Annotated in this window: 21 protein-coding genes, 3 tRNA genes and 1 other RNA gene; 11 read left to right on the forward strand and 14 right to left on the reverse strand. The window is 58.4% G+C overall.

From position 1 onward, the window contains the following. Positions 1 to 4: 4 nt before the first annotated feature. Both AC6I7Z_RS08805 and ppsR read right to left on the reverse strand, forming a co-directional pair. Positions 5 to 1,051 (reverse strand): 3-deoxy-7-phosphoheptulonate synthase, encoded by a 1,047-nt coding sequence (locus AC6I7Z_RS08805; RefSeq protein ID WP_497813900.1) that lies wholly within the window; start codon positions 1,049 to 1,051, stop codon positions 5 to 7. Between the two features lie 153 nt (positions 1,052 to 1,204). Then, the gene (gene ppsR / locus AC6I7Z_RS08810) at positions 1,205 to 2,032 is read right to left on the reverse strand and encodes a posphoenolpyruvate synthetase regulatory kinase/phosphorylase PpsR (RefSeq protein ID WP_497813901.1); all 828 of its coding nucleotides are present in this window, start codon (positions 2,030 to 2,032) and stop codon (positions 1,205 to 1,207) included. Positions 2,033 to 2,486: 454 nt separating this feature from the next. Here ppsR and ppsA point away from each other — a divergent pair, with 454 nt between their 5' ends. Continuing rightward, positions 2,487 to 4,868, forward strand: a complete 2,382-nt coding sequence (ppsA, locus tag AC6I7Z_RS08815) for a phosphoenolpyruvate synthase (RefSeq protein ID WP_497813902.1) — start codon at positions 2,487 to 2,489, stop codon at positions 4,866 to 4,868. Positions 4,869 to 4,930: 62 nt separating this feature from the next. Here ppsA and rprA read toward each other — a convergent pair. Together rprA and ydiK are read right to left on the reverse strand one after the other, a co-directional pair. Next, positions 4,931 to 5,039: antisense sRNA RprA (rprA, locus tag AC6I7Z_RS08820), an RNA gene on the reverse strand. A 244-nt stretch (positions 5,040 to 5,283) separates the two neighbouring features. Beyond that, the gene (gene ydiK / locus AC6I7Z_RS08825) at positions 5,284 to 6,405 is read right to left on the reverse strand and encodes an AI-2E family transporter YdiK (RefSeq protein WP_497813903.1); all 1,122 of its coding nucleotides are present in this window, start codon (positions 6,403 to 6,405) and stop codon (positions 5,284 to 5,286) included. 205 nt (positions 6,406 to 6,610) lie between these two features. Between ydiK and ydiJ the strand changes: the two genes are divergently transcribed. After that, positions 6,611 to 9,664 carry a D-2-hydroxyglutarate dehydrogenase YdiJ gene (gene ydiJ / locus AC6I7Z_RS08830; RefSeq protein WP_497813904.1) on the forward strand — a complete coding sequence of 1,018 codons (3,054 nt, stop codon included), beginning with the start codon at positions 6,611 to 6,613 and terminating at the stop codon, positions 9,662 to 9,664. Positions 9,665 to 9,697: 33 nt separating this feature from the next. Here ydiJ and AC6I7Z_RS08835 read toward each other — a convergent pair whose 3' ends face one another. Continuing rightward, a complete protein-coding gene (locus tag AC6I7Z_RS08835) occupies positions 9,698 to 10,102 on the reverse strand; it encodes a hypothetical protein (RefSeq protein WP_497813905.1) in 405 nt (134 codons plus the stop codon). A 390-nt stretch (positions 10,103 to 10,492) separates the two neighbouring features. On the opposite strand from AC6I7Z_RS08835, the gene sufA reads away from it, so the two are divergent. From sufA to AC6I7Z_RS08870, 7 genes are read left to right on the forward strand one after another with little or no spacing between them, the layout of a single operon-like run. Continuing rightward, positions 10,493 to 10,867: a Fe-S cluster assembly scaffold SufA gene (sufA, locus tag AC6I7Z_RS08840; protein ID WP_033789823.1), complete on the forward strand. Its 375-nt coding sequence runs from the start codon at positions 10,493 to 10,495 to the stop codon at positions 10,865 to 10,867. A gap of 7 nt (positions 10,868 to 10,874) precedes the next feature. Further along, positions 10,875 to 12,368 (forward strand): Fe-S cluster assembly protein SufB, encoded by a 1,494-nt coding sequence (gene sufB / locus AC6I7Z_RS08845; protein WP_081137338.1) that lies wholly within the window; start codon positions 10,875 to 10,877, stop codon positions 12,366 to 12,368. A 42-nt stretch (positions 12,369 to 12,410) separates the two neighbouring features. Further along, complete coding sequence (gene sufC, locus AC6I7Z_RS08850) at positions 12,411 to 13,157, forward strand: Fe-S cluster assembly ATPase SufC (protein WP_033789824.1); 747 nt, start codon at positions 12,411 to 12,413, stop codon at positions 13,155 to 13,157. Continuing rightward, entirely contained in the window at positions 13,132 to 14,409 is a 1,278-nt protein-coding gene (gene sufD, locus AC6I7Z_RS08855; protein WP_497813906.1) for a Fe-S cluster assembly protein SufD, read from the forward strand. The genes sufC and sufD overlap by 26 nt, the downstream gene beginning before the upstream one ends. Beyond that, positions 14,409 to 15,632 carry a cysteine desulfurase SufS gene (gene sufS / locus AC6I7Z_RS08860; RefSeq protein ID WP_497815418.1) on the forward strand — a complete coding sequence of 408 codons (1,224 nt, stop codon included), beginning with the start codon at positions 14,409 to 14,411 and terminating at the stop codon, positions 15,630 to 15,632. The genes sufD and sufS overlap by 1 nt, the downstream gene beginning before the upstream one ends. Positions 15,633 to 15,652: 20 nt before the next feature. Next, positions 15,653 to 16,069 carry a cysteine desulfuration protein SufE gene (gene sufE, locus AC6I7Z_RS08865; RefSeq protein WP_033789826.1) on the forward strand — a complete coding sequence of 139 codons (417 nt, stop codon included), beginning with the start codon at positions 15,653 to 15,655 and terminating at the stop codon, positions 16,067 to 16,069. A gap of 56 nt (positions 16,070 to 16,125) precedes the next feature. Then, the gene (locus AC6I7Z_RS08870) at positions 16,126 to 17,109 is read left to right on the forward strand and encodes a L,D-transpeptidase family protein (protein WP_497813907.1); all 984 of its coding nucleotides are present in this window, start codon (positions 16,126 to 16,128) and stop codon (positions 17,107 to 17,109) included. Positions 17,110 to 17,195: 86 nt separating this feature from the next. Here the strand turns inward: AC6I7Z_RS08870 and AC6I7Z_RS08875 are convergent, their stop codons facing one another. The 6 genes from AC6I7Z_RS08875 to AC6I7Z_RS08900 all read right to left on the reverse strand — a co-directional run bounded on the left by AC6I7Z_RS08875 (position 17,196) and on the right by AC6I7Z_RS08900 (position 21,298). Continuing rightward, complete coding sequence (locus AC6I7Z_RS08875) at positions 17,196 to 17,432, reverse strand: major outer membrane lipoprotein (RefSeq protein ID WP_007374746.1); 237 nt, start codon at positions 17,430 to 17,432, stop codon at positions 17,196 to 17,198. 301 nt (positions 17,433 to 17,733) lie between these two features. After that, on the reverse strand, positions 17,734 to 19,146 hold the full coding sequence (gene pykF, locus AC6I7Z_RS08880; RefSeq protein WP_286871258.1) for a pyruvate kinase PykF: 1,413 nt from the start codon (positions 19,144 to 19,146) through the stop codon (positions 17,734 to 17,736). Positions 19,147 to 19,490: 344 nt separating this feature from the next. Further along, positions 19,491 to 19,567: transfer RNA gene (locus tag AC6I7Z_RS08885), tRNA-Val, on the reverse strand. A gap of 11 nt (positions 19,568 to 19,578) precedes the next feature. Then, positions 19,579 to 19,655, reverse strand: a tRNA-Val gene (locus AC6I7Z_RS08890). Between the two features lie 3 nt (positions 19,656 to 19,658). Further along, positions 19,659 to 19,735 (reverse strand) — tRNA-Val (locus AC6I7Z_RS08895). Positions 19,736 to 19,924: 189 nt separating this feature from the next. Beyond that, a complete protein-coding gene (locus tag AC6I7Z_RS08900; protein WP_497813908.1) occupies positions 19,925 to 21,298 on the reverse strand; it encodes an MATE family efflux transporter in 1,374 nt (457 codons plus the stop codon). 193 nt (positions 21,299 to 21,491) lie between these two features. Between AC6I7Z_RS08900 and AC6I7Z_RS08905 the strand changes: the two genes are divergently transcribed. After that, a complete protein-coding gene (locus AC6I7Z_RS08905; protein ID WP_033789831.1) occupies positions 21,492 to 22,130 on the forward strand; it encodes a riboflavin synthase in 639 nt (212 codons plus the stop codon). A 43-nt stretch (positions 22,131 to 22,173) separates the two neighbouring features. On the opposite strand, the gene cfa is transcribed toward AC6I7Z_RS08905, so the two are convergent. Next, positions 22,174 to 23,322 (reverse strand): cyclopropane fatty acyl phospholipid synthase, encoded by a 1,149-nt coding sequence (gene cfa, locus AC6I7Z_RS08910; RefSeq protein WP_497813909.1) that lies wholly within the window; start codon positions 23,320 to 23,322, stop codon positions 22,174 to 22,176. 307 nt (positions 23,323 to 23,629) lie between these two features. Next, positions 23,630 to 24,832, reverse strand: coding sequence for a purine nucleoside transporter PunC (gene punC, locus AC6I7Z_RS08915; RefSeq protein WP_497813910.1), 1,203 nt, complete (start codon positions 24,830 to 24,832; stop codon positions 23,630 to 23,632). A gap of 119 nt (positions 24,833 to 24,951) precedes the next feature. Here punC and punR point away from each other — a divergent pair, with 119 nt between their 5' ends. After that, positions 24,952 to 25,857, forward strand: coding sequence for a DNA-binding transcriptional activator PunR (punR, locus tag AC6I7Z_RS08920; protein WP_497813911.1), 906 nt, complete (start codon positions 24,952 to 24,954; stop codon positions 25,855 to 25,857). On the opposite strand, the gene purR is transcribed toward punR, so the two are convergent. Beyond that, positions 25,854 to 26,879, reverse strand: coding sequence for an HTH-type transcriptional repressor PurR (gene purR, locus AC6I7Z_RS08925; protein WP_497813912.1), 1,026 nt, complete (start codon positions 26,877 to 26,879; stop codon positions 25,854 to 25,856). The two genes, punR and purR, sit on opposite strands and share 4 nt — an antisense overlap. Between the last annotated feature and the right edge of the window lie 78 nt (positions 26,880 to 26,957).

Genomic DNA, 26,957 nt, shown 5'->3' on the forward strand with positions numbered 1-26,957 from the left:
CGACTCAGAAGCGGCTGTTCACCGCCTCGGCCAGCAGCGACAGCACCGCTTCGCTGTCCTGCCAGCCGAGGCAGGGATCGGTAATCGACTGGCCGTAAACCAGCGGCTCGCCCGCGACCACCTTCTGATTTCCCTCTTCGATAAAGCTTTCGATCATTACGCCCGCGACCGCGCGCGAGCCGGCGCGGATCTGCTGCGCCACCTCGGCCGCCACCTCTTTCTGGCGACGATGCTGCTTCAGGCAATTGCCGTGGCTGAAATCGATCACCAGCTGTTCCGGCAGGTTAAATTCGCGCAGGCTGGCGGCCGCGGCGGCCACGTCCTCGGCGTGATAGTTAGGCGCTTTGCCGCCGCGCAGGATCACATGGCCGTGCGGATTGCCGCTGGTCTGGTAAATCGTCATCTGGCCATCTTTATCGGGCGACAAAAACATATGGCTGGCGCGCGAGGCGCGAATCGCATCCACCGCGATGCGCACGTTGCCGTCGGTACCGTTCTTGAAACCCACCGGGCAGGAGAGCGCGGAGGCCATCTCGCGGTGGATTTGGCTCTCGGTGGTGCGTGCGCCAATCGCGCCCCAGCTGATCAAATCGGCGATAAACTGGCCGGTGACCATATCGAGAAACTCCGTCGCGGTAGGCAAGCCCAGGCGATTGATATCGAGCAGGATCTGACGCGCCAGGCCGATGCCGCGGTTAACGTTGAAGCTGCCGTCCAGATCGGGATCGGAGATCAGGCCTTTCCAGCCCACCACGGTGCGCGGTTTTTCGAAATAGGTGCGCATCACGATTTCCAGGCGGTCGGCGTAGCGCTCGCGCAGCGCATTCAGCCGCTGGGCGTAGTCGAGCGCCGCACGCGGGTCGTGCAGCGAGCAGGGGCCGATAATCACCAGCAGGCGCGGATCCTCGCCGGTAAGAATGCGGGCGATGCGCTGACGCGCGCGGGTGACGTTATCCGCCACATCGGCGGAGAGAGGGTGTTCGACGGCTAACGCGGCAGGCGTAATCAGGCTGCCGATGCGTGCCGTACGCAGTTCATCAGTTTTGTTCATGAGCATCTCGAAAGCTTTTTCTTCGCAGCGGTGACATACCGGGAAGTGATGATGATCACAATAAATTATTAGCCTGCGAATGCAAGCCTATAAACTGAAATGATATTTTTTACGTCGGCAGCGGCGCTTTACAAAAGCGCCGCTGCCAGCGTCTCAGTACATGCGGCGCGTCAGGCCCATGATGTCGAGAATTTTGGTGGCGATCTCTTCGACCGAATAGTTGGTGCTATTGAGGTAGCGGATCTGATGGGTGCGAAACAGCGCCTCGACCTCGCCGACCTCAAGCCGGCACTGGCGCATAGAGGCGTAACGGGTATTTTCCGCCCGCTCCTGGCGAATGGCGGCAAGGCGCTCGGGATCGATGGTCAGGCCAAACAGCTTGTTCTGAAACGGGCGCAGGGCGGCGGGCAGCTTGAGGTTATCCATATCGTCGGCGATAAAAGGATAGTTGGCGGCGCGGATGCCGAACTGCATCGCCAGATAGAGGCTGGTCGGCGTTTTGCCGCAGCGCGACACGCCCAGCAGGATCACCTGCGCCTCTTCCAGCCCGCGCAGCGAGATGCCGTCATCGTGCGCCAGGGTGTAGTCAATGGCGGCGATGCGCGCGTCGTACTTGCCGAGGTTGCTGGCGTCGAGACCGTGAGTGCGGTGCGCCACCGGGGCGGGCGCCATGCCCAGCTCCTCCTGCAGCGGCGCCACCAGCGCCTGCACGATATCCTGACAGAAGCCCTCGCTCTGCGTAATGATGTCGCGCACTTCCGGCGTAACGATAGAGAAAAACACCAGCGGGCGCACGCCGCTTTTCTGATAGAGCGCGTTGATCTGCGCCTTTACCGCCTGCGCGCGCTGCACGTTCTCGACAAAGGGCAGCGTCAGGCTGTTGAAGCCCACCGGAAACTGCGACAGCACCGCGTGGCCCAGCACCTCTGCGGTAATCGCGGTGCCGTCGGAAATATAGAAAACGCTTCTTTCGCTGCTCATGGCCTTTACCTTATGGGTAGAGAGATAGCGTCAGGTTAGCAGCTTTAATTAGCGCTCAGAACAAAATAAAAAATCCATGTCTAAATTTTGTGAACTTTTCGTTTTTTTCTCGCCTGAGGCGGCAAAACCGACGCCGCTAAATAATGAAATGACGTTTTAATCTGGTTTTTCTTGCCGTCGCTGCCGGCTGCCGGAAAATAACGCGACAGATTGTTGCGCAACGAAAATGGCTGATAAGCTGATGAAAAATAGCGAAAACAAGCAACATCATAGCCTTAGCGCAAAATAGCGGATTTGCGCAACCTGGCGCAATTATCGGAATAATTCCTAAAGTGATAAATCTTGCGCGCTTTAACGATTCAACACTTAGTCATTAATTGCGCATTGTGCCAGGCTAATTTTGCGAATAGCTAAATTTTCCATGTGCCCATTCATTCTTAAAAGGATAATCTCGATGTCCATTACAGGCGAACAGCCGTTAGTGCTCTGGTATAACCAGCTTGGCATGCATGATGTCGATCGCGTGGGAGGCAAAAACGCCTCTCTGGGTGAAATGATTACGAATTTATCGTCGCTGGGCGTTTCCGTGCCCAACGGATATGCGACCACTTCTTTCGCCTTTAATCAGTTCCTCGATCAGAGCGGCCTCAACCAGCGCATTTACGATTTACTGGACAAGACCGATATCGACGATATCGACGAGCTGGCGAAAGCCGGCAAGCAGATCCGTCAGTGGGTCGTGGATACTCCGTTCCAGCCCGAACTGGAAACGGCTATTCGCGAGGCTTACGAGCAGCTCTCCGCAGACGATGCCGAGGCGTCATTCGCCGTACGCTCTTCCGCCACGGCGGAAGATATGCCGGACGCCTCCTTCGCCGGCCAGCAGGAGACCTTTCTTAACGTGCAGGGCTATGACGCGGTGATCATCGCCGTGAAGCACGTTTACGCCTCGCTGTTTAACGATCGCGCTATCTCTTACCGCGTGCATCAGGGGTACGACCATCGCGGCGTCGCGCTGTCGGCGGGCGTTCAGCGTATGGTGCGCTCCGATCTCGCCTCCTCGGGCGTGATGTTCACCATCGATACCGAATCGGGCTTCGATCAGGTGGTGTTTATTACCTCCGCCTTCGGTCTCGGCGAAATGGTGGTGCAGGGCGCGGTCAATCCCGACGAGTTTTACGTGCACAAGCCGACGCTGGCTGCCGACCGTCCGGCGATCGTGCGCCGCAATATGGGCTCGAAAAAGGTGCGTATGGTCTACGCCGATTCGCAGTCGCACGGCGAGCAGGTGCGCATCGAAGACGTGCCGGAAAGCGAACGCGACCGTTTCTCGCTGACCGATGAGGAGGTGCAGGCGCTGGCGCGTCAGGCGGTGCTGATCGAGCAGCATTACAAGCGCCCGATGGATATCGAATGGGCCAAAGATGGCCACACCGGTAAGCTCTTTATCGTGCAGGCGCGACCGGAAACCGTGCGCTCCAACGGACAGGTGATGGAGCGCTATAACCTGCAGGGCACGGGCAGCGTGGTGGTGGAAGGCCGCGCTATCGGCCATCGCATCGGCGCGGGCGAAGTAAAAGTGATCCACGACATCAGCGAGATGAACCGCATTGAAAAAGGCGACGTGCTGGTCACCGATATGACCGACCCCGACTGGGAGCCGATCATGAAGAAAGCCTCGGCGATCGTCACTAACCGCGGCGGACGCACCTGCCACGCGGCGATTATCGCGCGCGAGCTGGGCATTCCGGCCGTGGTGGGCTGCGGCGACGCCACCGATCGCCTGCAGGACGGCAACAAAGTCACCGTTTCCTGCGCCGAAGGCGACACCGGCTATGTCTATAGCGATCTGATCGATTTCGAAGTCACCAGCTCGCAGGTAGACGAGATGCCGGCGCTGCCGCTGAAGATCATGATGAACGTCGGCAACCCCGACCGCGCATTCGATTTTGCCTGCCTGCCGAACGAAGGCGTGGGCCTGGCGCGTCTGGAGTTCATCATTAACCGCATGATTGGCGTGCACCCGAAGGCGCTGCTGGAGTTTGACCAGCAGACCCCGGAGCTGCAGCAGCAGATCCGCGGCATGATGAAAGGCTTCGACAGCCCGGTCGAGTTTTATATCGCGCGCCTGACTGAAGGGATCGCCACGCTCGGCGCCGCCTTCGCGCCGAAGCGGGTAATTGTGCGCCTGTCGGACTTCAAATCGAACGAGTACGCCAACCTGGTAGGCGGTGAGCGCTACGAACCGGAAGAGGAGAACCCGATGCTGGGCTTCCGCGGCGCCGGACGCTATGTGGCGGACAGCTTCCGCGACTGTTTCGCGCTGGAGTGCGAAGCGGTGAAGCGCGTGCGCAACGAGATGGGCCTGACCAACGTCGAAATCATGGTGCCCTTTGTGCGCACCGTGGCGCAGGCGCAGGCGGTGGTTGAGGAGCTGGGCCGCCAGGGGCTGAAGCGCGGCGAGAACGGCCTGAAAATCATCATGATGTGCGAAATCCCCTCTAACGCGCTGCTGGCCGAGCAGTTCCTCGAACATTTCGACGGCTTCTCAATCGGCTCGAACGATATGACGCAGCTGGCGCTGGGGCTGGATCGCGATTCAGGCGTGGTGTCGGCGCTGTTCGACGAGCGCAACGAGGCGGTGAAAGCGCTGCTATCGATGGCGATTCAGGCGGCGAAAAAGCAGGGCAAATATGTCGGTATCTGCGGCCAGGGGCCGTCCGATCATCAGGACTTCGCGGCCTGGCTGATGGAGGAGGGTATCGACAGCCTGTCGCTTAATCCGGATACCGTGGTGGAAACCTGGCTGTCGCTGGCTGAGTTAAGCAAAAACTGATGATTATTTAGGTAAATTGTCGCTAAAAGGCCAGCTTTGCTGGCCTTTTTACTTTCTTCAGGCCAAAAAAAAGCCCATCACAGGGGATGGGCAAAGACTACACACAGCAATTCTTCACTTTACTCAGGGGAAAAAGGTTGTTTAAAAATCAGTAGGTTGATTTCAAACTTAGGAATCATGTTATTCATCGCGCGGTTCTGAGTCTTTAAGAATCCTCTTATTAGTTTAAAGCCAGTAAACTTTTGTCACCTGTTTAGCCGTAATATCGGGGTAAACCAGTGCGAAAAATAAACTATTCGCCGCTGATATGCGGCCTCATGGCCGAAAACTGCGTTTTTTCTTAAAAACCGCTAATGAAAAAAAATACTACCGCGGCGCAAATGAGTCAGGGCGATTAACCGCCCTGAACCCGGTTTCAGGAAGGCAGCTGTTCTTCGTCGTGGTCGGACAGGATCTCCACCACGCTGGCGAGATCGCCTTCTGGCGGCGGCGGGGCTTCATGCATCCAGACGGAGACCAGTCGGTAAGAGACCGCCAGCACCACCGGACCGATAAACAGACCAATCAGGCCGAAGGCAACCAGTCCGCCGATAACGCCGGAGAGGATCAGGATCATCGGCAAATCGGCGCCCATGCGGATCAGCATTGGGCGCAGCACGTTGTCCAGCGTGCCGACCACGCAGCTCCAGATCAGCAGCACCGTGCCCCAGGTGGTGTCGCCGCTCCAGTAGAGCCAGATAATGGCGGGCACCAGCACGATAAGCGGCCCTATCTGCACCAGACAGCAGAGGATCATCAGCACGGTCAGCAGCGTGGCGTAGGGGATGCCGGAAAGCGCCAGGCCGATGCCGCCCAGCACGCCCTGCACCAGCGCGGTCACCACCACGCCGAGCGCAACGGCGCGGATCGCCTGACCTGCCAGCAGCACCGTGGCGTCGCCGCGACGGCCCGCCATGCGAAAGGCGAAGTGGCGGATACCCTGCGCCGCCTGTTCGCCGCGCCAGAACAGCAGGGCGCTGAACAGCAGCATCACGCCGAGATGGATCATCAGCCGACCGAAGTGGCCCGCCTGCGCGACAAAGAAGCCGGTGGTGCGACCGACGTAGGGCTGCAGTTTCGCCATAATGGCGGATCCGCCGCCCGCCACCATCTTGTGGTAGCTGGAGAAGAGTTTGTCGCCGATGGCTGGAATATCATTCAGCCACAGCAGCGACGGCATCTCCATATGGCCCTGCGTCGCCCAGGCGATAACGGGCGCGCTATTGTCGATAAGGCTGTTGACCAGCAGCGCGATGGGAATAATAAACAGCAGCAACAGCAGCAGCGTCATCACGATGACCGCCAGCGAACGCCGGTTCCACAGCAGGCGCTGCACGCGCAGCATCAGCGGCCAGGTGGCGATCACCACCATGCTCGCCCAGGCGAAACCCAGTATAAAAGGCTGAACTATCCAGATGCAGGCGACGATCATCAGCAGGATAAAGAGCAGCGTGAAGAGCCTCTGCGGCATATCCGTGGTGCGGTGCAGGTTTTTCATAACAGAGAACGACCTCAAATAATCCTTCATTAGGGGGCAATCAGGCCCGGTTTAATGATGAGCTATTTTGTCCTGTTTAAACAGAGGTGAAAGCAGCGGTTTTTCCCTTTCCTGAAAAAACAGCGAGCGCGAAAAAAATGTGTTAAAACGGAACGTTCAGACAAAACAAGCAACGCAAACGTTTACAACATCTGGTCTCCCAATAATGATCCCACAGATTTCTCAGGCGCCCGGCCTCGTTCAACGGGTGCTGACATTCCTCGACGCGCTGAAGGCGCAGGGCTTCACCGGCGATACCGCCACCAGCTACGCCGACCGTCTGTTAATGTCCACCGACAACAGCATCTATCAGCTGCTGCCGGACGCGGTGCTTTTTCCGCGCTCCACCGCCGACGTCGCGCTGATTGCGCGTCTGGCGGGCGAGGCGCGTTTTAACGAGCTGATCTTCACGCCGCGCGGCGGCGGAACCGGCACCAACGGCCAGTCGCTGAACCAGGGCATCGTGGTGGACATGTCGCGCCATATGAACCGCATCCTGGAGATTAACCTCGAGCAGGGTTGGGTGCGCGTCGAGGCGGGCGTGGTCAAGGATCAGCTTAACGCCTGGCTCAAGCCCTACGGCTTTTTCTTCTCGCCGGAGCTTTCCACCAGCAACCGCGCGACGCTGGGCGGGATGATCAATACCGACGCCTCGGGCCAGGGCTCGCTGGTCTACGGTAAAACCTCCGATCATGTGCTGGGCCTGCGCGCGGTGCTGCTCGGCGGCGATATTCTCGATACCCGGCCGATGGCCGCCGCGCTGGCGGAGACGCTGGCGCAGACCGCGACGCCGGAAGGGCGCATCTATCAGCAGGTGCTGACGCGATGCCGCGAGCAGCGCGCGCTGATCCTGGAAAAATTTCCGAAGCTGAACCGCTTCCTCACCGGCTACGATCTGCGTCACGTCTTCAGCGACGATATGCAGACTTTCGACCTGACGCGGCTGCTGTGCGGCGCTGAGGGCACGCTGGCCTTTATCACCGAAGCGCGGCTCGATATTACGCCCATTCCCAAAGTGCGCCGGCTGGTGAACATCAAATATGACTCTTTCGACTCCGCGCTGCGCAACGCGCCCTTTATGGTCGAGGCGAAGGCGCTGTCGGTAGAAACGGTGGATTCCAAAGTGCTTAACCTGGCGCGGGAAGATATCGTCTGGCACTCGGTGCGCGAGCTGATTACCGACGTGCCGGAGAAAGAGATGCTCGGCCTCAATATCGTCGAATTCGCCGGGGACGACGGCGCGCTGATCGAGCAGCAGGTCGCTTCGCTCTGCGCGCGGCTGGAGAGCCTGATGGCGCAGCGACAGGGCGGCGTAATCGGCTATCAGCTCTGCGAGGATCTCGACGGCATCGAGCGCATCTATAACATGCGGAAAAAAGCGGTAGGCCTGCTGGGCAACGCCAAAGGGCGCGCCAAGCCGATCCCCTTCGTCGAGGATACCGCCGTGCCGCCGGAGCACCTTGCCGACTATATCGTCGAGTTTCGCGCGCTGCTCGACAGCCACGGCCTGAGCTACGGCATGTTCGGCCACGTCGACGCGGGCGTACTGCACGTGCGTCCGGCGCTCGATATGTGCGATCCGCAGCAGGAGATGCTGATGAAAACCCTGTCGGACGAGGTAGTGGCGCTGACCGCGCGCTACGGCGGGCTGCTCTGGGGCGAACACGGCAAAGGGTTTCGCGCGCAATACAGCCCGGCGTTCTTCGGCGAAACGCTGTTCAACGAGCTACGCCGCATCAAGGCGGCGTTCGATCCCGATAACCGCATGAATCCCGGCAAGATCTGTACCCCCATCGACAGCAACGAGCCGATGATGCAGGTCGACGCGACCAAGCGCGGCAGCTATGACCGCCAGATCCCGCTGACGGTGCGCAGCGAGTGGCGCGGCGCGATGGAGTGCAACGGCAACGGCCTCTGCTTCAATTTCGATGCGCGCAGCCCGATGTGTCCCTCCATGAAGATCACCCGCAACCGCATCCATTCGCCGAAAGGACGCGCCACCCTGACGCGCGAATGGCTGCGCCTGCTGGCGGAGCAGGGCGTCGATCCGCAGCAGCTTGAAAAGCAGCTGCCGGAAAACAGCCTGTCGCTGCGCGCCCTGATCGGCCGCGTGCGCAACAGCTGGCACGCCAGCAAGGGCGAATATGACTTCTCCCATGAGGTGCATGAGGCGATGTCCGGCTGTCTCGCCTGTAAAGCCTGCTCGACCCAGTGCCCGATCAAAATCGACGTGCCCGATTTTCGCGCCCGTTTTTTGCAGCTCTACCATACGCGCTATCTGCGCCCGGTAAGCGACCATCTGGTGGCGGCGGTCGAGAGCTATGCGCCGCTGATGGCGAAAGCGCCCAGGGCGTTCAACTTCTTTCTGCGCCAGCCCTGGATGCGCGAGCTAGGCAAAACCCATATCGGCATGGTCGATCTGCCGCTGCTCTCGTCGCCTTCGCTGAAGCAGGAGCTGAGCGGCCATCCGGCGATGGGCATGACGCTGGAGAAACTTGAGGCGCTGAGCCCAGCGCAGCGCGCCGAAACGGTGCTGGTGGTGCAGGATCCCTTTACCAGCTTCTACGAGGCGCAGCTGATCGCCGACTTCATTCGCCTGATCGAAAAGCTGGGCCTGCGGCCGGTGCTGCTGCCCTTTATGCCGAACGGCAAGGCGCAGCACGTTAAAGGCTTTCTGCAGCGCTTTGCGCGCACCGCCGGCAAAACCGCTGACTTCCTGAATCGGGTGGCGAAGCTTGGCATGCCGATGGTGGGCGTCGATCCGGCGACGGTGCTCTGCTATCGCGATGAATATAAGCAGACGCTTGGCGACAAGCGCGGCGATTTTCACGTTCAGCTGGTGCATGAGTGGCTGCGCGAGGTGGTCAGCACGCGCGAAGCTGTGCCGGGCAGCGGCGAAAGCTGGTATCTGTTCGCGCACTGCACCGAAGTGACGGCGTTGCCCAACACGCCGAACCAGTGGCAGGAGATCTTCTCGCGCTTCGGCGCGCGGCTGGAGAATATTAATGTCGGCTGCTGCGGCATGGCGGGCACCTACGGCCATGAAAGCAAGAATCTCGACAACTCGCTGGGGATTTATGGGCTGTCGTGGCATCCGCAGCTGCAGAAACTGCCGCGCCAGCGCTGCCTGGCGACCGGCTTTTCCTGCCGCAGCCAGGTTAAAAGGCTGGAAGGCAACGGCATGCGGCATCCGCTGCAGGCGCTGCTGGCATTGATGTAACGAAATTGTGCGCGACGTCACGACGCGGCTGGATTAGAATGTCCAGCCCGCGTGACGCACGAAGTCGCTCTGCAGCGCGGTGGCCTTGTCCCACTCTCCCACCAGCGCCAGCTGATGGCACAGGCGAGTGAGTGAGAGGCGGGCCAGCTGCCAGGCCTGGATGCGGAACAGCCTGTCGCGCTCGCTGTTGCCCATCTCCTGCACCAGCCGGTGGTGCAGCTTGCCCATGGCGTACAGATAACTTTGATCGTCTCCGTTGATCTGGCAGATTTCGGCCATATCCAGACAGGTGTCGTTGAACTGGCGCAGCTGATGAATAGTAGAGTGGGCCCGGTCAAGCTTTGCCTGCGCCAGATAGAAATCAACGGTGATATCGCGCACGGAAAACTTATAGTCGTCGATTTTGCCCTGCAGCCAGGCAGAGACGGAGAGCGTCATGGCGCCACCTCGGATGTTGAATGATAATAATTATCATATTCAACTGGGGCCGGAATGCAATTGCGCCGCGCGAAAATTTTTACGATTTACTTAGCCTGTTAATAAAATCGGCAAGAACAATTTTTGCGTAAGCGATAAAGGCGTAACCTATCAATAAGAAATTATTAATAACTGGCTGAAAAAAATTTTACGTATTTTTAACAGGTTAGACCGCTGGTTCAGGCGCGCGCGGCCTTGCCGCAAAGGCCTGTGAAGCAGCTATGCTTAATAAAGCAGCGATTAAAAAGAGCACAAGATGATTATCCCTGCAAAACAAGAGGTTGAAGTGATCGTCCAGATCCTTACCATAGGGGGATAGCCTGAAAAGGTCCGGACTTACGAGGTAACAACATGGCATCTGTAAATGCAGCAACGTTCTCTCCTGATGATTTCGTCTGGAAAGGGGTCACGCTGACTGATTCCGCGGCAAAGCAAATTCTTAGCCTGGTGGCGCAAGATCCTGAAGTGAAAGGTCTGCATCTCGGCGTGAAGCAATCCGGCTGCGCCGGTTTCGGCTACGTCATGGATCTGGTGAAAGAGCCTGCCGACGACGATCTGCAGTTTACCCATAACGGCGCAACGCTCTACGTGCCGCTTCAGGCGATGCCGTTTATCGACGGCACGGAAGTGGATTATGTCCGCGAAGGCCTGAACCAGATTTTTAAATTCAATAACCCTAAAGCTCAACACGCCTGCGGGTGCGGTGAAAGCTTTGGCGTCGAGTAAGTGAAATATGTCACGACACAGCGAAACATCTGACGATGTACAAATGTGGGAAGGCAAGCTCAACTACAAAGAGGGCTTCTTTACCCAGTTGCAAACCGACGAAATGGCGCACGGCATCAACGAGGATGTGGTGCGCGCGATCTCGGCTAAACGTAACGAGCCAGAGTGGATGCTGGAGTTTCGTCTTAAAGCCTTTCGCGCCTGGCTTGAAATGGAAGAGCCGCACTGGCTGAAAGCGCATTACGACAAACTGGATTATCAGGATTACAGCTATTATTCGGCGCCGTCGTGCGGCAACTGCGACGACAGCTGCGCCTCTGAGCCGGGCGCGCTGCAGTCGTCGGGCATCGAAGAGACCAACAACTACCTGACGCAGGAAGTTGAGAAGGCGTTCGATCAGCTGGGCGTGCCGGTGCGCGAAGGGCGCGAAGTGGCGGTCGATGCGATTTTCGACTCTGTTTCCGTCGCCACCACCTATCGCGGCAAGCTGGCGGAGCAGGGCATCATCTTCTGCTCGTTCGGCGAAGCGATTCAGGAACACCCTGAGCTGGTGCAGAAGTATCTCGGCACCGTGGTGCCGGCTAACGACAACTTCTTTGCGGCATTGAACTCCGCGGTCGCCTCCGACGGCACCTTCGTTTATATCCCGAAAGGGGTGCGCTGCCCGATGGAGCTGTCGACCTATTTCCGCATCAACGCGGCGAAAACCGGTCAGTTCGAACGCACCATCCTGATTGCCGACGAAGACAGCTACGTCAGCTACATCGAAGGCTGTTCCGCGCCGGTGCGCGACACCTATCAGCTGCATGCGGCGGTGGTGGAAGTCATCATTCATAAAAACGCGGAAGTGAAGTACTCCACCGTGCAGAACTGGTTCCCAGGCGGCGAAGGCGAAGGCGGTATTCTGAACTTCGTCACCAAGCGCGCGCTGTGCGAAGGCGAGAACAGCAAAATGTCCTGGACGCAGTCCGAGACCGGCTCCGCCATTACCTGGAAATACCCGAGCTGTATCCTGCGCGGCGACAACTCCATCGGCGAGTTCTACTCGGTGGCGCTGACCAGCGGCCGTCAGCAGGCGGATACCGGCACCAAGATGATCCACATTGGTAAAAACACCAAATCGACCATCATCTCTAAAGGTATCTCTGCCGGTAAGAGCCAGAACACCTATCGCGGCCTGGTGAAAATCATGCCGACCGCGACCAACGCGCGTAACTTTACCCAGTGCGACTCGATGCTGATCGGCCCCGACTGCGGCGCGCATACCTTCCCGTATGTCGAGACCCGCAACAACACCGCTCAGCTGGAGCATGAGGCGACCACCTCGCGCATCGGCGAAGATCAGCTGTTTTACTGCCTCCAGCGCGGTATCAGCGAAGAAGATGCGATCTCAATGATCGTCAACGGCTTCTGTAAAGACGTTTTCTCTGAGCTGCCACTGGAATTCGCCGTGGAAGCGCAAAAACTGTTAGCCATCAGCCTTGAGCACAGTGTGGGCTGATGCCGTCACACGCGTTGCCGGAAGCAATGTGAAGGAATAAGTATGTTAAGCATTAAAGATTTACAGGTTAGCGTTGAAGACAAAGAGATTCTGCGCGGTCTTAACCTCGAAGTAAAACCGGGCGAAGTGCACGCCATTATGGGCCCGAACGGCTCAGGCAAAAGCACGCTCTCTGCAACGCTGGCTGGCCGTGAAGATTACGAAATCACCGGCGGTTCCGTGAGCTTCAAAGGCAAAGATCTGCTGGAGCTTGACCCGGAAGATCGCGCGGGCGAAGGCATCTTTATGGCGTTTCAGTATCCGGTCGAGATCCCGGGCGTCAGCAACCAGTTCTTCCTGCAGACCGCGGTCAACGCGGTGCGTAAATATCGCGGTAAAGAAGAGCTGGATCGTTTCGACTTTCAGGACTTTATCGAAGACAAGATCCACCTGCTGAAGATGCCGGAAGATCTGCTGACCCGTTCGGTCAACGTCGGCTTCTCCGGCGGCGAAAAGAAACGTAACGACATCCTGCAGATGGCGGCGCTGGAGCCGGAGCTGTGCATCCTTGATGAAACCGATTCCGGTCTGGATATCGATGCGCTGAAAATCGTCGCAGAGGGCGTCAACAGCCTGCGCGACGAAAAGCGCGCCTTTATCATCGTGACCCACTATCAGCGTATTCTGGACTACATCAAACCAGACTTCGTGCACGTGCTGTACAAAGGTAAGATCGTCAAATCGGGCGACTTTACGCTGGTGAAACAGCTGGAGGAGCAAGGCTATGGCTGGCTTACCGACGAAGAGTGATAACGCCCTGCAGCAGTGGCACCATCTGTTTGAATCGCGCGGCGAGTTACGCTCGCTGCAGGCTCAGCAGCACTGGCAACAGCTGATGCGCGTCGGTCTGCCGACGCGTAAGCACGAAAACTGGAAATACACCGCGCTGGATGGGCTTCTGGCCCACCAGTTCGCGCTGCCGCAGGCGAAAAGCCTGAGTCAGGCGCAGGTCGACGCGCTGGCGCTGCCGCTGGACGCGATCCGCCTGGTTTTTGTCGACGGCCAGTTTCAGCCGTCGCTGAGCGCGGCCGATACCGAACTCTTCGCCGTTCAGCATAGCCGCGCCGCCGAGCGCCGCCCGCTGCCGGCGCCGGTGCAGCCGGAAGTGTTTCTGCATCTGACCGAAAGCCTGGCGGAAGAGGTCACCTCGATTCGCCTGGCGCGCGGCAAGGCGGCGGCGCGTCCGCTCTACCTGCTGCATATCACCAGCGGCCAGGCGGATGCGCTCAACACCGTGCATCATCGCCACCATTTCGAGCTGGAAGAGAGCGCCCAGGCGCAGGTTATCGAGCATTACGTCACGCTGGACGGCGCACAGCACTTCACCGGCGCGCGCTTTACCTTCGCGGTCGGCGACAATGCTCAGCTGAAACATATCAAGCTGGCGTTTGAAGAGAGCAGCAGCTACCACTTCGCCCATAACGATATCGTTATCGGTCGCGATGCGCAGGTGAGCAGCACCAGCTTCCTGCTGGGCGCGGGCCTCTCTCGTCACAACACCAGCGTGCAGCTCAACGGCGAAAACACCCAGCTGTCGCTGAACAGTCTGGTGCTGCCGATGAATTCGGAAGTGGCGGACACCCGCAGCTATCTGGAGCATAACAAAGGCTACTGCCTGAGCCGTCAGCTGCATAAAACCATCTCGCGCGACAAAGGCCGCGCGGTGTTTAACGGCCACATCAAAGTGGCGCAGCACGCGCTGAAAACCGACGGGCAGATGACCAACAACAACCTGTTGCTGGGTCGTCTGGCGGAAGTGGACACCAAGCCGCAGCTGGAAATCTACGCTGACGACGTGAAGTGCAGCCACGGCGCGACCATCGGCCGCATTGATGATGAGCAGATGTTCTACCTGCGCTCGCGCGGCATCGCGGAAGAAGCGGCGCAGCAGATGATTATTCACGCTTTTGCGGCTGAACTGACCGAAGCGCTGGATGATGAGACGCTGCGTCAGGCGGTTCTGCAACGCATCGCGGCGCGTTTCCCTGGAGATGCCTCATGATGAACTTCGATCTCGAACGTATCAGGGCCGACTTCCCGATCCTGAAGCGTGAGGTCAACGGTCATCCGCTGGCCTACCTTGACAGCGCGGCCAGCGCCCAGCGTCCGCTGGCGGTGATTAACGCCGAAAGCCATTTTTATCAGCATGGCTATGCGGCGGTGCACCGCGGCATTCACAGCCTGAGCGCGCAGGCCACCACCGATATGGAAAACGTCCGCCTGCAGGCGGCGCGTTTTCTTAACGCCTCCTCGCCGGAAGAGATCGTGTTCGTCAAAGGCACCACCGAGGGAATCAACCTGGTGGCGAACAGCTGGGGCGCAAGCCAGCTGCAGGCAGGCGACAACCTGATCATCACCGAGATGGAGCACCACGCCAATATCGTGCCGTGGCAGATGGTGGCGCAGCGCACCGGCGCAGAGATCCGCGTGCTGCCGCTGAATGACAACGGCGAGCTGGCGATCGACGCGCTGGCGGGGCTGATTGACAGCCGTACGCGCCTGCTGGCGGTGACGCACGTCTCCAACGTGCTCGGCACCGTTAACCCGGTTAAAGCGCTGGTGGCGCAGGCGAAAGCCGCCGGGCTGGTAACGCTGGTGGACGGCGCGCAGGCGGTGATGCATGGCAAGGTCGACGTGCAGGATATCGACTGCGATTTCTACGTCTTCTCCAGCCACAAAATTTACGGCCCTAACGGCGTCGGCATTCTCTACGGGCGCAAAGCGCTGCTCGACGAGATGCCGCCCTGGGAAGGCGGCGGCTCGATGATCGATCAGGTGGTGCTGCCTGTCGGCACGACCTGGAACAAAGCGCCCTGGCGTTTCGAAGCGGGCACGCCTAACACCGGCGGGATTATCGGCTTCGGCGCGGCGCTGCGCTATGTGGAAGAGATCGGTCTTGAGGCGATTCAGCAGCGTGAACAGGCGCTGATGCGCTACGCGCTCGATAAGCTCGCCTCGGTGCCCGATCTGGTGATCTACGGCCCGCAGGATCGCGCAGGCGTCATCGCTTTTAATCTGGGCAAGCATCACGCCTACGACGTCGGCAGCTTCCTTGATCAATACGGTATCGCCATCCGCACCGGCCACCACTGCGCCATGCCGCTGATGCGCCATTTCGCCGTGCCGGCCATGTGCCGCGCCTCGTTCGCCTTCTACAACAGCGAAGAAGAGGCCGATCGTCTGGCGGCGGGTTTGACCCGTATTCATCGTTTGCTGGGCGGTTGAGCAGAGTTCAGGAGTCAGTCATGGCCACGTTGCCAGATAAAGAGAAACTGGTGCGCAACTTTAACCGTTGCGCCAACTGGGAAGAGAAGTACCTCTACATCATCGAGCTGGGCGCAAAACTTCCAGAATCATCCGAAAGCCTGCATCAGCCGGAAAACGTTATCTCCGGCTGCCAGAGCCAGGTCTGGATCAAGATGACGCCGCAGAGCGACGGCACCCTGGCGTTTGAAGGGGACAGCGACGCCGCTATCGTTAAGGGATTGATTGCAGTGGTATTTAGTCTGTATCAAAACCTGACGGCAGCCGATATCGTCGCGCTGGACGTGCGGCACTGGTTCGCCGAGCTGGCGTTAACCCAGCATCTGACGCCGTCGCGTTCGCAGGGCCTTGAAGCGATGATTCGGGCAATTCGCCATAACGCTCAAAATCTCCTCTGAGGTAAACTAGCAGACGCCAACAGGCGTCTGTTTTTTTATCTGAAAGAGAAGATTGCATGAAATCAGCCTTACGTTTCGCCGGTGCGCTGCTGCTAAGCGTTGGACTTGCCTCGCCGGCTTTCTCCAAGGAATACCCGCTTCCTGCCGCCGACAGCCGCCTTATCGGCGAAAATCAGTTAACCACCGTTCCCGACGACAAACGTCCTCTTGAAGCGATTGCGGCGAAATACCAGATTGGGCTGCTGAGCATGCTGGAGGCCAATCCCGGCACCGATCCCTGGCTGCCAAAGGCGGGCACGCAGTTAGTGGTGCCGCAGCAGATGCTGCTGCCGGATACGCCGCGCGAGGGGATTGTGGTAAACCTGGCCGAGCTGCGCCTCTATTATTACCCCAAAGGCGAAGACAAGGTCATCGTCTATCCCATCGGCATCGGCCAGCTCGGCGCCGCGACGCCGGTGATGGTGACCAGCATCAGCCAGAAGATACCTAATCCGACCTGGACGCCAACCGTCAATATCCGCAAGCGCTACGCTAAAGATGGCATTACGCTGCCGGCGGTGGTGCCTGCCGGCCCGGAAAACCCGATGGGGCTGTTTGCGCTGCGTCTGGCGCGCGGCAGCGGCAACTATCTGATCCACGGCACCAACGCCGATTTCGGCATCGGCATGCGCGTCAGCTCCGGCTGCATACGCCTGCGTCCGCAGGATATCGAAGCGCTGTTCAACAGCGTGCCGAAAGGGACGCGGGTGCAGGTGATCAACCAGCCGGTAAAATATGCCGTCGAGCCGGACGGAAAGCGCTATGTCGAAGTGCATCAGCCGCTGTCGCACAGCGATAAAGACGATCCGCAGACCATGCCGATAGCGCTCAGCCCGGCGATGAAGAAGTTTATCAAAAGTCCGCAGAGCGACAGCGCGCTGATCAAAGCGGCGCTGGAGCGTCGTTCCGGCATGCCGGTGCTGGTATCGAGCGGGGAGGCGGTGGCAGAGCCGTCTGAGGCGGTCTCAGAGCAGGCGCAGAGCGCGCAGACCACACCCTGAGCCCGACAGTCGCCGCCGTATCCCGGCGGCAAAATCAGGGCAAAAAAAATGGCGCCACATGGGCGCCATTTTTAATACCAGAACTCTTACTTACGGTAAGAGTGAGCCTGGTTGTCCAGACGCTGGTTAGCACGAGCTGCGTCATCTTTAGCAGCCTGCACGTCAGAACGGATTGCGTTCACGTCGTTGCTCAGCTGGTCAACTTTAGCGTTCAGAGTCTGAACGTCTGAAGACAGCTGGTCGATTTTAGCGTTGCTTGAGCAACCAGCCAGCAGAGTTGAACCCAGGATTACCGCGCCCAGTACCAGTTTAGTACGATTCATTATTTATACCCTCTAGATTGAGTTAATCTCCATGTAGCGTTACAAGTATTACACAAAGCTTTTTAAGTTGAGAATAAATTTTTGATGAGAAGATGCTTAAACTTGATCGTTCGCTCAAAGAAGCAGCGCTTAACCGCATATGATAAAAATATTTAGCGAAAACAGAGAGATTTAATCGGATTAACCTTAATTTCGGAGGATATTGAATAGTTATTATCGATTGGAAATTTCCCGGTTTTGTATTAGTGACGGAATAAAAAAAGCGCCCCTGAAGGCGCTTTTAAATAAATGCTCAAACGAATTAAATGACGTGTACTGAGGCCGTATTTGTGGTACCGCTTGGTACTAATGCGCCCGATACCATTACAACCACGTCACCTTTTTGCGCATAGCCGCTTTCCAGCGCCGCTTCTTTGCCGATGCGATAGAAATCGTCGGTAGAGGCGATCTCGGTAACCAGACGCGTTTCGATGCCTTTGCTCAGGATCAGCTGGCGTGCGGTGGTCTCATTGGTGGTCAGCGCGAGGATAGTGGCGTCCGGGAAGTATTTGCGCACCGATTTGGCGGATTTGCCGCCTTCGGTAGCAACCACGATCAGCGGCGCTTCCAGCTTCTCGGCGGTTTCCACCGCGCCACGGCAAACGGCTTCTGTGATGCGCAGCTTACGGGAATCTTCCAGCGCGTCGATGCGTGACTTCATCACGCGGTCGGTACGCTCGCAGATAGTGGCCATAATGGTCACAGACTCCAGCGGGTATTTGCCCTTGGCGCTCTCGCCAGAAAGCATGACCGCATCGGTGCCGTCGAGGATGGCGTTGGCCACGTCGCCCGCTTCCGCGCGGGTAGGGCGCGGGTTCTTGATCATCGAGTCGAGCATCTGGGTAGCGGTGATCACCACTTTGCGCGCCTTGTTGCACTTCTTGATCATCATCTTCTGGGCGAAGATCACTTCTTCTACCGGGATCTCTACGCCCAGATCGCCGCGCGCCACCATGATGCCGTCAGAGGCGTCGAGGATTTCGTCGAAGTTGTTCAGGCCTTCCTGGTTTTCGATCTTGGAGATAATCTGAATATGTTCGCCGCCGTGGGCTTTCAGATGCTCGCGGATCTCCAGCACGTCGGAGCGCTTGCGAATAAAGGAGGCCGCCACGAAGTCGACGCCTTGCTCGCAGCCGAAAATCAGGTCGCGCTTGTCTTTTTCCGCCAGCGCAGGCAGCTGGATAGAGACGCCCGGCAGGTTAACGCCTTTGTTCTCGCCGAGGTCGCCGTTGTTCAGCACGGTGCACACCACGGTGTTTTCCGTCACTTCTTTTACTTCCATGCCGATCAAACCATCGTCTACCAGTACGGTGTTGCCGATTTTCAGATCTTCAGTAAAGCCGGCGTAGGTGACGGCGACGCGTTCGCTGTTGCCGATTACGCTCTGGTCGGTGGTGAAGGTAAAGGTCTGTCCCGCTTTCAGGGAAACGTCGTTACCGCCTTCCAGTTTCATGGTGCGGATTTCCGGACCTTTGGTGTCGAGCAGAATAGCGGCCTGACGACCGGTTTTCTGCATCACCGCGCGCATGTTGGCGATGCGCTGGCCGTGCTCGGCGTAGTCGCCGTGCGAGAAGTTGAGGCGCATAACGTTCATGCCGGCTTCAAGCAGCTGGGTCAGCATCTCTTCAGATTCGGTTTTCGGGCCGATAGTACAAACGATCTTGGTCTTTTTCATGACAGGTTATCTGTAAGTTGTGATGGATGATGAAGGTTGGGATTCGATGACGACGCATCGAAATGAGAATTCTGGTTGATAACGAAACGGACAGTACAACGTAAGAATAGGTGACGCAGGCTGAGCGTGCAGGGAAGTTGTGCGGTTACGTCTGGAAACCGACAATAGCGTGTTGCGCAAAGAGTGTGAGTTATCGCCATAGGCACGCCGCGCTGAAACCTTTCAAGTGGAACAACGCCGGATAGTATAGACGCTAAGTATCCGAAAACCAATTAAAAAGCGGAGAAGGAAACGACGGAGATCAATAAATAGTGAAGTTGCGCAAGGAGAGAAATTAGCAAAAGTGGTGCGCTCTAATGGACTCGAACCATCGACCCCCACCATGTCAAGGTGGTGCTCTAACCAACTGAGCTAAGAGCGCATTCAGAAATTTGGTGCGTCCGAGTGGACTCGAACCACCGACCCCCACCATGTCAAGGTGGTGCTCTAACCAACTGAGCTACGGACGCACTTGGTGCGCTCTAATGGACTCGAACCATCGACCCCCACCATGTCAAGGTGGTGCTCTAACCAACTGAGCTAAGAGCGCAACACGCTGTCAGGGCGACAGCGGGGACGAATATTATCGACACGCCGCAACGCTGGCAAGGGGAAAAACGCTTTTTTAGTGCTGACTGACCAGCAACTGCGCTATGCGTCGTTTTTTTAGACGTAGCAGGACGTTAAAGGCGGGGCAAAGCCGCAGAGAGATGAGTCGAGACCCATCTCTCTGTTTCTCTTAGCGCGCCGCGCGCGCAAGGATCACCTGCGCAGGCAGCTGTTGCAGGCGGCGTATGCGCCACAGCATCATGATCGCCGCCGAGGTCAGGCCGATAATAAACCCGCACCAGAAGCCCGCCGGGCCCATACGCGGCACCACCCAGTCGGTCATCGCCAGCGTATAGCCGCTGGGCAGCCCCAGCAGCCAGTAGGCGATAAAGGTAATAAAAAAGATCGAGCGCGTATCTTTATAGCCGCGCAGAATGCCGCTGCCGATAACCTGAATCGAATCGGAAAACTGGTAGATTGCCGCCAGCAGCATCAGCTGCGCCGCCAGCGCCACCACTTCCGGGTTGTCGTTATAGAGCAGGGCGATCTGATGGCGGAAGGTCACGGTCAGCAGCGCGGTCATCGCCACCATGCAGACGCCAACGCCCTGCGCGGTCCAGGCCGCGACGCGCGCCTGTTCGGCCGAGCCTTGGCCCAGCCGGTAGCCGACGCGAATAGTGGTGGCGACGCCGAGCGACAGCGGCAGCACGAACATCAGCGAGCTGAAGTTGAGCGCGATCTGATGGCCCGCAACGTCGACGATGCCCAGCGGCGACACCATCAGCGCCACCACGGCGAACAGCGTCACCTCGAAAAAGAGCGCCAGCGCCACCGGCAGGCCGAGCGAAACCAGCCGCTGCAGCACGGCGCGCGACGGCGGCGACCAGCGGGATCGCATGCGGATATCGCGCATACCGCCCATGCGGCGCACCCACAGCCGCATCACCAGGAACATCACCCAGTACACCGATCCGGTCGCCACGCCGCAGCCCACGCCGCCCAGCGCCGGCATGCCGAAGTGGCCATAGATAAAGATCCAGTTGAGCGGGATATTGACCAGCAGGCCGATAAAGCCCATCACCATGCCGGGTTTGGTTTTCGACAGGCCTTCGCACTGGTTGCGCATCACCTGGAAGAAGAGATAGCCGGGCGCGCCCCATAGCAGCGCATGAAGATAGCCTTCCGCCTTCAGCGCCAGCTGTTCGTCAATATCCTGCATGGCGCGAATGACGTAACCGGCGTTCCACAGCACCAGCATAATCAGAATGGCGACGAAGAAGGCGAGCCAGTAAGCCTGGCGAACCTGTTCGGCGATACGTTCGCGGCGGCCGGAGCCGTTGAGTTGCGCAACGGTTGGCGTCAATGCAAGCAGAAGACCATGGCCGAATAAAATGGCCGGAAGCCAGATAGAGGTGCCGACTGCGACGGCGGCCATATCCGTGGCGCTAACCGCGCCGGCCATGATGGTATCTACAAATCCCATTGCGGTCTGCGCCACCTGAGCAAGGATGACCGGAATCGCAAGGGCAAGCAATTGACGCGCTTCTGTTAAATACTTCTGCACGTTAACACCTGTTAAAAAAGAAAAGGGGAGTGATCCCGGAGAAATGCGCGGTTAGTGTAGCGGCATTAACAGGATTCACCAAGTTTTGTCACGCTGTGCGTTATATTGCGACTGTAAAGCGGACGCGACGCGGAAATAATATCCGCGCGCTAAGCTGTGGTAAGCTAGAGCAAACTTAGCAGAGGCCAAAACTATGTTTACCGGAATTGTGCAGGGCACCGCAAAGATTGTGTCCATTGAAGAAAAAGATCTGTTTCGCACCCATGTCGCAGAGCTGCCGGAAGAGCTGCTGCCGGGGCTGGCGCTGGGCGCGTCGGTGGCGCATAACGGCTGCTGTCTGACGGTGACGGCCATTGAAGGCAACCGCGTCAGTTTCGATCTGATTAAAGAAACGCTGCGCGTCACCAATTTAGGCGACCTGCAGGAAGGCGACGTCGTCAATATTGAACGCGCGGCGAAATTCAGCGATGAGATCGGCGGCCACCTGATGTCTGGCCATATTATGACCACTGCGGAAATTTGCAAAATTATCCAGTCGGAAAATAACCGCGAAGTCTGGTTTAAAATTCAGGACCCGGCGCAGATGAAATATATTCTGCATAAAGGCTTTGTTGGTATTGACGGCATTAGCCTGACCGTCGGCGAAGTGACCAAAAGCAAATTCTGCGTCTATTTAATCCCGGAAACCCTGGAGCGCACCACGCTTGGCGCGAAGAAGCTGGGCCACCGCGTCAATATCGAGATCGATCCGCACACACAGGCGATCGTCGATACCGTCGAACGCGTGCTGGCGCAGCGCGAAGCCGCCGCCTTGCGTCCGGACGTCGAATAAGCATAAAAAAAGGCGCTCCAGGCGCCTTATTCACTAGCGCGGCTTAGCGCGCGACGCGCAGGCCGCCTTCTACGCCGCGGCTAAAAACCACCTGCCACAGCTGAATATCGCGGGCGCGAAAGGCGCCGGCGCAGGCGTTAAGGTAGTAGCTAAACATGCGCTTAAAACGTTCGCCGTACTTTTCAGCCAGCTGCGGCCAGGCCTGCAGGAAGCGCTCATACCAGGCCATCAGCGTGGTGTCGTAATCGGCGCCGAAATTATGCCAGTCTTCCAGAATGAAATGCGACTCGCTGGCGTCCGCGATATGGCGCACCGACGGCAGACAGCCGTTGGGGAAAATATATTTATCAATCCAGGGATCGACATTCATATCGGTGCGGATCGCGCCGATGGTGTGCAGCAGGAACAGTCCGTCTGGCTTGAGGTTACGGTCCACCACGTCGAAGTAGGTGGCGTAGTTTTTCGGTCCAACGTGCTCGAACATGCCCACCGAAACGATACGGTCGAACTGCTGGTTAAGATCGCGATAATCCTGCAGCAAAATAGTGACGTCCAGCCCTTCGCAGCGCTGCTGCGCCAGCTTCTGCTGCTCTGCCGAGATGGTTACGCCGTGCACCACCGCGCCGTAGTGGCGAGCGGCATACTCGGCGAGGCCGCCCCAGCCGCAGCCGATGTCCAGCAGCGTCATGCCCGGCTCCAGCTGCAGTTTGCGGCAGATCATATCCAGCTTCGCTTCCTGCGCCTGCTCCAGCGTCTCGGCCTCTTTCCAGTAGGCGCAGGAGTATTGCATATAGGGATCGAGCATCAGCGAGAAGAGGTCGTTCCCGAGATCGTAATGCTCTTTACCCACGATCCATGCGCGTTTTTTCGACTGTAAGTTGGTGAGACGCGCGGCGGCCACGCGCAGCGTATCTTTGAAGTGGTGCGGCAACTGCTGGTCCAGCTTGTGCTTTAGCACGCGGTGAAAAAACATATCCAGCCGTTCGCAATCCCACCAGCCATCCATATAAGCTTCGCCAAGACCAAGTGAGCCTTCCTGAATCACACGCTTAAAAAAGTCAGGCTGTTTGACCTGAATATCCCAGGGGCGGCTGCCGTTGATTTCGATGTCCGCTTTTTCCAGCATTTCGTGGACAATGCGATACCAGTGGTTTTCTTCAAGGCTCACTTCTTCTATTAACGATGAACTCATAGCTTCTCCATCACCTGTCCGCGTTGAACCTGAGAAAAAGAATAGCCAATTTCTCAAGGCCTGTGAGAAATGTCACGGATTGCTCCGTGCGCCTGATATCCGACGTTTTACAGAGGATTGGATCTGAATATCGTTGTCTGACGAGCAGGAAACGCGCGCGCAGACACCATCCGGGCGATAAGCTTCGCCTAAAAATAAAACAATTATGTTATTGATTTGTTGCAGATTTATTGACCTGATCGAGTATATGCTCAACCAGGTCAGTATTCAACGACTTATTGTTAGGCAGCTAACTATAAAAGTTGCCTTAGTGATTATCCTGGCAGGGAGTGGTAACGCGGACAATATCCATTTGTGCGCTGGCGCGTCGCTGCCAGACGTAGCCCGCTATCGCCAGCGCGATAGTGGTCACCATAATCAGCGTAGTCATCAGCAGCGGCTGTTGTAAACCTGCGGAGACCGCCAGACTGGCAACAAAGCAAAGACCGAGCTGCAGGGTATTCTGCAGCGCCGCGGCTTTACCGGTGGCGTGCGGGAACGGCAGCAGCGCATTCGACACCACAATCGGGTAAATCGCGCCGTTCGCCAGCGCCATGCCGCAGAAGGGCGCAAGCAGGGCGATCAGACTGTGGCTTCCGGTCAGCGCCACGGCGAACAGCGTCGCCACGCTCAGGCTGTAAAGCGCCAGCAGCAAGGGGAGCAGCTGCGCGCCGGCAAAGCGGTTCAGCAGCGCGCGGCAGCCAAATCCGCCCAGCAAAAAGGCGATGGTTTGCGGAATATAGCTCAGGCCGATATCCGCCGGCGTCAGGCCCGCATCGGCGAGAATAAAGGGCGAGCCGGTCAGCCAGGCGAAAAAGCTGGCGGAGCAGGCGGCATAAATCAACACGTTGCCGCCATAGACGCCAGAGCGCAGCAGCGAGAAAAAGCCCGGCTGATCGTTCGCTTCTTGCGCTGTCGGACGACTGGCGGGCAGGCGCAGCGTTACCAGCATCAGCGCCACGCCGGTCAGCGTCAGCACCAGAAAAATCGCGCGCCAGTGAAAATGGCTAATCAGCCAGGCGCCAAGCAGCGGCGCCAGCGCGGGCGAAAGCGCCACCAGCGGCATAATGGTGGCGAACACCTTATTGGCGCGCGCGCGCGGATAGCGGTCCACCACCAGCGCCTGCCAGCTCACCGCCGCGGCGCAGACGCCGATCGCCTGAATAAAGCGCAGCGCCAGCATCAGCATTGCATTTTCCACCCACAGCATGCCGGCGCAGCCGAGCGCGAACAGCCCCAGCCCCATCAGCAGAACCGGTTTGCGCCCGATGCGGTCGGAAAGCGGGCCCCAGAAAAGCTGGCCGATGGCGAAGCCCGCCAGGAACAGGCTCATACTGGCGCTGATAATGCCGGGCGAGGTATTGAAGCTGATGCGCATCGCGCCGAAGGCGGGCAAATACATATCGGTCGCCAGAAAGCCCAGCATGCTGAGCAGGGCGAGGTAAGGCATAAATCCTTTTGATGACAGCATGGTTTTTAATCTCATTTTCGTCAGGCAGGTTAAACGCGGCAAAGTGTAAAAGGGTGCGCCTGCCGCTGTGAAACGTTAATATTTGCAGAGTGCTGTGAAAATTTTTGAAAGGAAAAAGCATGTGGTCCGAATATGCGCTTGAAGTGGTAGACGCCGTGGCGCGCACCGGCAGTTTTAGCGCCGCCGCGCAGGAGCTGCATCGCGTGCCTTCTGCCGTCAGCTATACGGTGCGCCAGCTGGAAACCTGGCTGGCGGTGCCGCTGTTCGAACGGCAGCATCGCGAGGTGGCGTTGACCGCCGCTGGCGAGCATTTTGTGCGCGAGGGCCGTGAGGTTATCAAAAAAATGCTCGCTACCCGCAGACAGTGTCAGCAGCTGGCGAACGGCTGGCGCGGGCAGCTCAGCATCGCGGTCGATCGCATCGTGAAGCTGCCGCGCAGTCGTCAGCTGGTGACCGACTTCTATCGCCACTTTCCCGATATGGAGCTGCACATCAGCTATGAGGTGTTTAACGGCGTCTGGGACGCGCTGGCCGACGGACGCGTCGACGTGGCGATCGGCGCCACCCAGGCGATCCCGGTCGGCGGGCGTTTCTCCTTTCGCGATATGGGCGCGCTGAACTGGCGCTGCGTCGTGGCGCGCCAGCATCCGCTGACGCGGCAGCCGCAGCTCGACGACGACGCGCTACGCGCCTGGCCGTCGCTGGTGCTGGAGGATACCTCGCGCGCGCTGCCGCGGCGCATGACCTGGACGCTGGATAACCAGCGGCGACTGGTGGTACCGGACTGGCAGGCGGGGCTGGCGTGCGTGCTGGATGGCTTATGCGTGGCGATGATGCCGGGCCATCTGGCGCGTCCGCTGCTGGATAAGGGCGAGCTGGCGGAGCTGACGCTGCCTGCGCCCTTTCCGGAAAGTCCCTGCTGCGTGAGCTGGTCGGAGGCGCGCGCATCGCCGGCGCTCAGCTGGCTGCTCAGCTATCTCGGCGATGCGCGAACGCTCAATCAGGAGTGGTTAAGCGAGGATTAACGGCGGTAGTCGCGAAAAGGGCCGTCGCCGACCGAGCGGCGCTCAATCAGCGTGGGATGCACTTCGATGGTCTGCGACACTTCGCGTTTGCTGGTAATGCGGTCGAGCAGCATCTCCAGCGCCTTCTCGCCCAGCTGGGCTTTCGGCTGATGCACGGTAGTCAGCGCCGGCGTGAAGTAGCGCGCGTTGCGCACGTTGTCATAGCCGATCACCGAAATATCCTGCGGCACGCGCAGCCCCATCTCGTCGGCGGCGCAGATCGCGCCCATCGCCATAATATCGCCGCCGCAGAAGATCGCCGTTGGGCGCTGCTTCTGCTGCAGGATCTGCTGCATCGCCTGATAGCCCGATTCCGGCTCGAAATCGCCCTGAACGATCCACTCGGGACGTACCGCGATGCCCGCTTCCTGCAGCGCTTGCAAAAAGCCCGCATGGCGCCCGCCGCCGGTATTGCGCTCCAGCTGGCCGGGAATGGCGCCGATATCGCGATGGCCGCGCTCAATAAGATAGCGTCCCGCCAGATAGCCGCCCTGGAAGGCGTTATCGAGCACGGTGTCGGTAAAGTCGCCGCGCGATTCGCCCCAGTCCATCACCACCATCGGAATATTGCGGTTCTCTTCCAGCATCTTCAGCAAATCGTCCGGATACTCGGAGCACATCACCAGCAGGCCGTCGACGCGCTTTTGCGCCATCATCGACAGATAGGCGCGCTGCTTCTGCAGATCGTTATGAGCGTTGCCGAGAATGAGGGTATAGCCGCGCTCAAAGCAGTGATGCTCGACCGCTTCGATGATTTCCGCAAAATAGGGCGCTTCGCTGGAGGTGGCGAGCAGCCCCAGCGTTTTGGTGTGGTTGACCTTCAGGCTGCGCGCCACGGCGCTGGGCGAATAGTGTAATTCCTGTATCGCCTGCCAGACGGCGTTGCGCGTCTCTTCCGCAACGAAGCGCGTTTTATTGATCACGTGGGAAACGGTGGTGGTGGAAACACCCGCGCGCTTCGCGACATCTTTAATTGTTGCCATTGAAAAGAGACTCCAGAACTTATCAATAAGCCACTGATAAGCATAATGTTAAACGTTTGCGTCCGCTAAGAGAGTTTT

The organism is Pantoea sp. X-Soil-MYKO-1289 (assembly GCF_059730625.1).

Coding starts and splice junctions, on each gene's coding strand:
- AC6I7Z_RS08805 (WP_497813900.1), bottom strand. CDS start 1,051: ATGAACAAAACTGATGAACTGCGTACGGCACGCATCGGCAGCCTGATT.
- ppsR (WP_497813901.1), bottom strand. CDS start 2,032: ATGAGCAGCGAAAGAAGCGTTTTCTATATTTCCGACGGCACCGCGATT.
- ppsA (WP_497813902.1), top strand. CDS start 2,487: ATGTCCATTACAGGCGAACAGCCGTTAGTGCTCTGGTATAACCAGCTT.
- ydiK (WP_497813903.1), bottom strand. CDS start 6,405: ATGAAAAACCTGCACCGCACCACGGATATGCCGCAGAGGCTCTTCACG.
- ydiJ (WP_497813904.1), top strand. CDS start 6,611: ATGATCCCACAGATTTCTCAGGCGCCCGGCCTCGTTCAACGGGTGCTG.
- AC6I7Z_RS08835 (WP_497813905.1), bottom strand. CDS start 10,102: ATGACGCTCTCCGTCTCTGCCTGGCTGCAGGGCAAAATCGACGACTAT.
- sufA (WP_033789823.1), top strand. CDS start 10,493: ATGGCATCTGTAAATGCAGCAACGTTCTCTCCTGATGATTTCGTCTGG.
- sufB (WP_081137338.1), top strand. CDS start 10,875: ATGTCACGACACAGCGAAACATCTGACGATGTACAAATGTGGGAAGGC.
- sufC (WP_033789824.1), top strand. CDS start 12,411: ATGTTAAGCATTAAAGATTTACAGGTTAGCGTTGAAGACAAAGAGATT.
- sufD (WP_497813906.1), top strand. CDS start 13,132: ATGGCTGGCTTACCGACGAAGAGTGATAACGCCCTGCAGCAGTGGCAC.
- sufS (WP_497815418.1), top strand. CDS start 14,409: ATGAACTTCGATCTCGAACGTATCAGGGCCGACTTCCCGATCCTGAAG.
- sufE (WP_033789826.1), top strand. CDS start 15,653: ATGGCCACGTTGCCAGATAAAGAGAAACTGGTGCGCAACTTTAACCGT.
- AC6I7Z_RS08870 (WP_497813907.1), top strand. CDS start 16,126: ATGAAATCAGCCTTACGTTTCGCCGGTGCGCTGCTGCTAAGCGTTGGA.
- AC6I7Z_RS08875 (WP_007374746.1), bottom strand. CDS start 17,432: ATGAATCGTACTAAACTGGTACTGGGCGCGGTAATCCTGGGTTCAACT.
- pykF (WP_286871258.1), bottom strand. CDS start 19,146: ATGAAAAAGACCAAGATCGTTTGTACTATCGGCCCGAAAACCGAATCT.
- AC6I7Z_RS08905 (WP_033789831.1), top strand. CDS start 21,492: ATGTTTACCGGAATTGTGCAGGGCACCGCAAAGATTGTGTCCATTGAA.
- cfa (WP_497813909.1), bottom strand. CDS start 23,322: ATGAGTTCATCGTTAATAGAAGAAGTGAGCCTTGAAGAAAACCACTGG.
- punC (WP_497813910.1), bottom strand. CDS start 24,832: ATGCTGTCATCAAAAGGATTTATGCCTTACCTCGCCCTGCTCAGCATG.
- punR (WP_497813911.1), top strand. CDS start 24,952: ATGTGGTCCGAATATGCGCTTGAAGTGGTAGACGCCGTGGCGCGCACC.
- purR (WP_497813912.1), bottom strand. CDS start 26,879: ATGGCAACAATTAAAGATGTCGCGAAGCGCGCGGGTGTTTCCACCACC.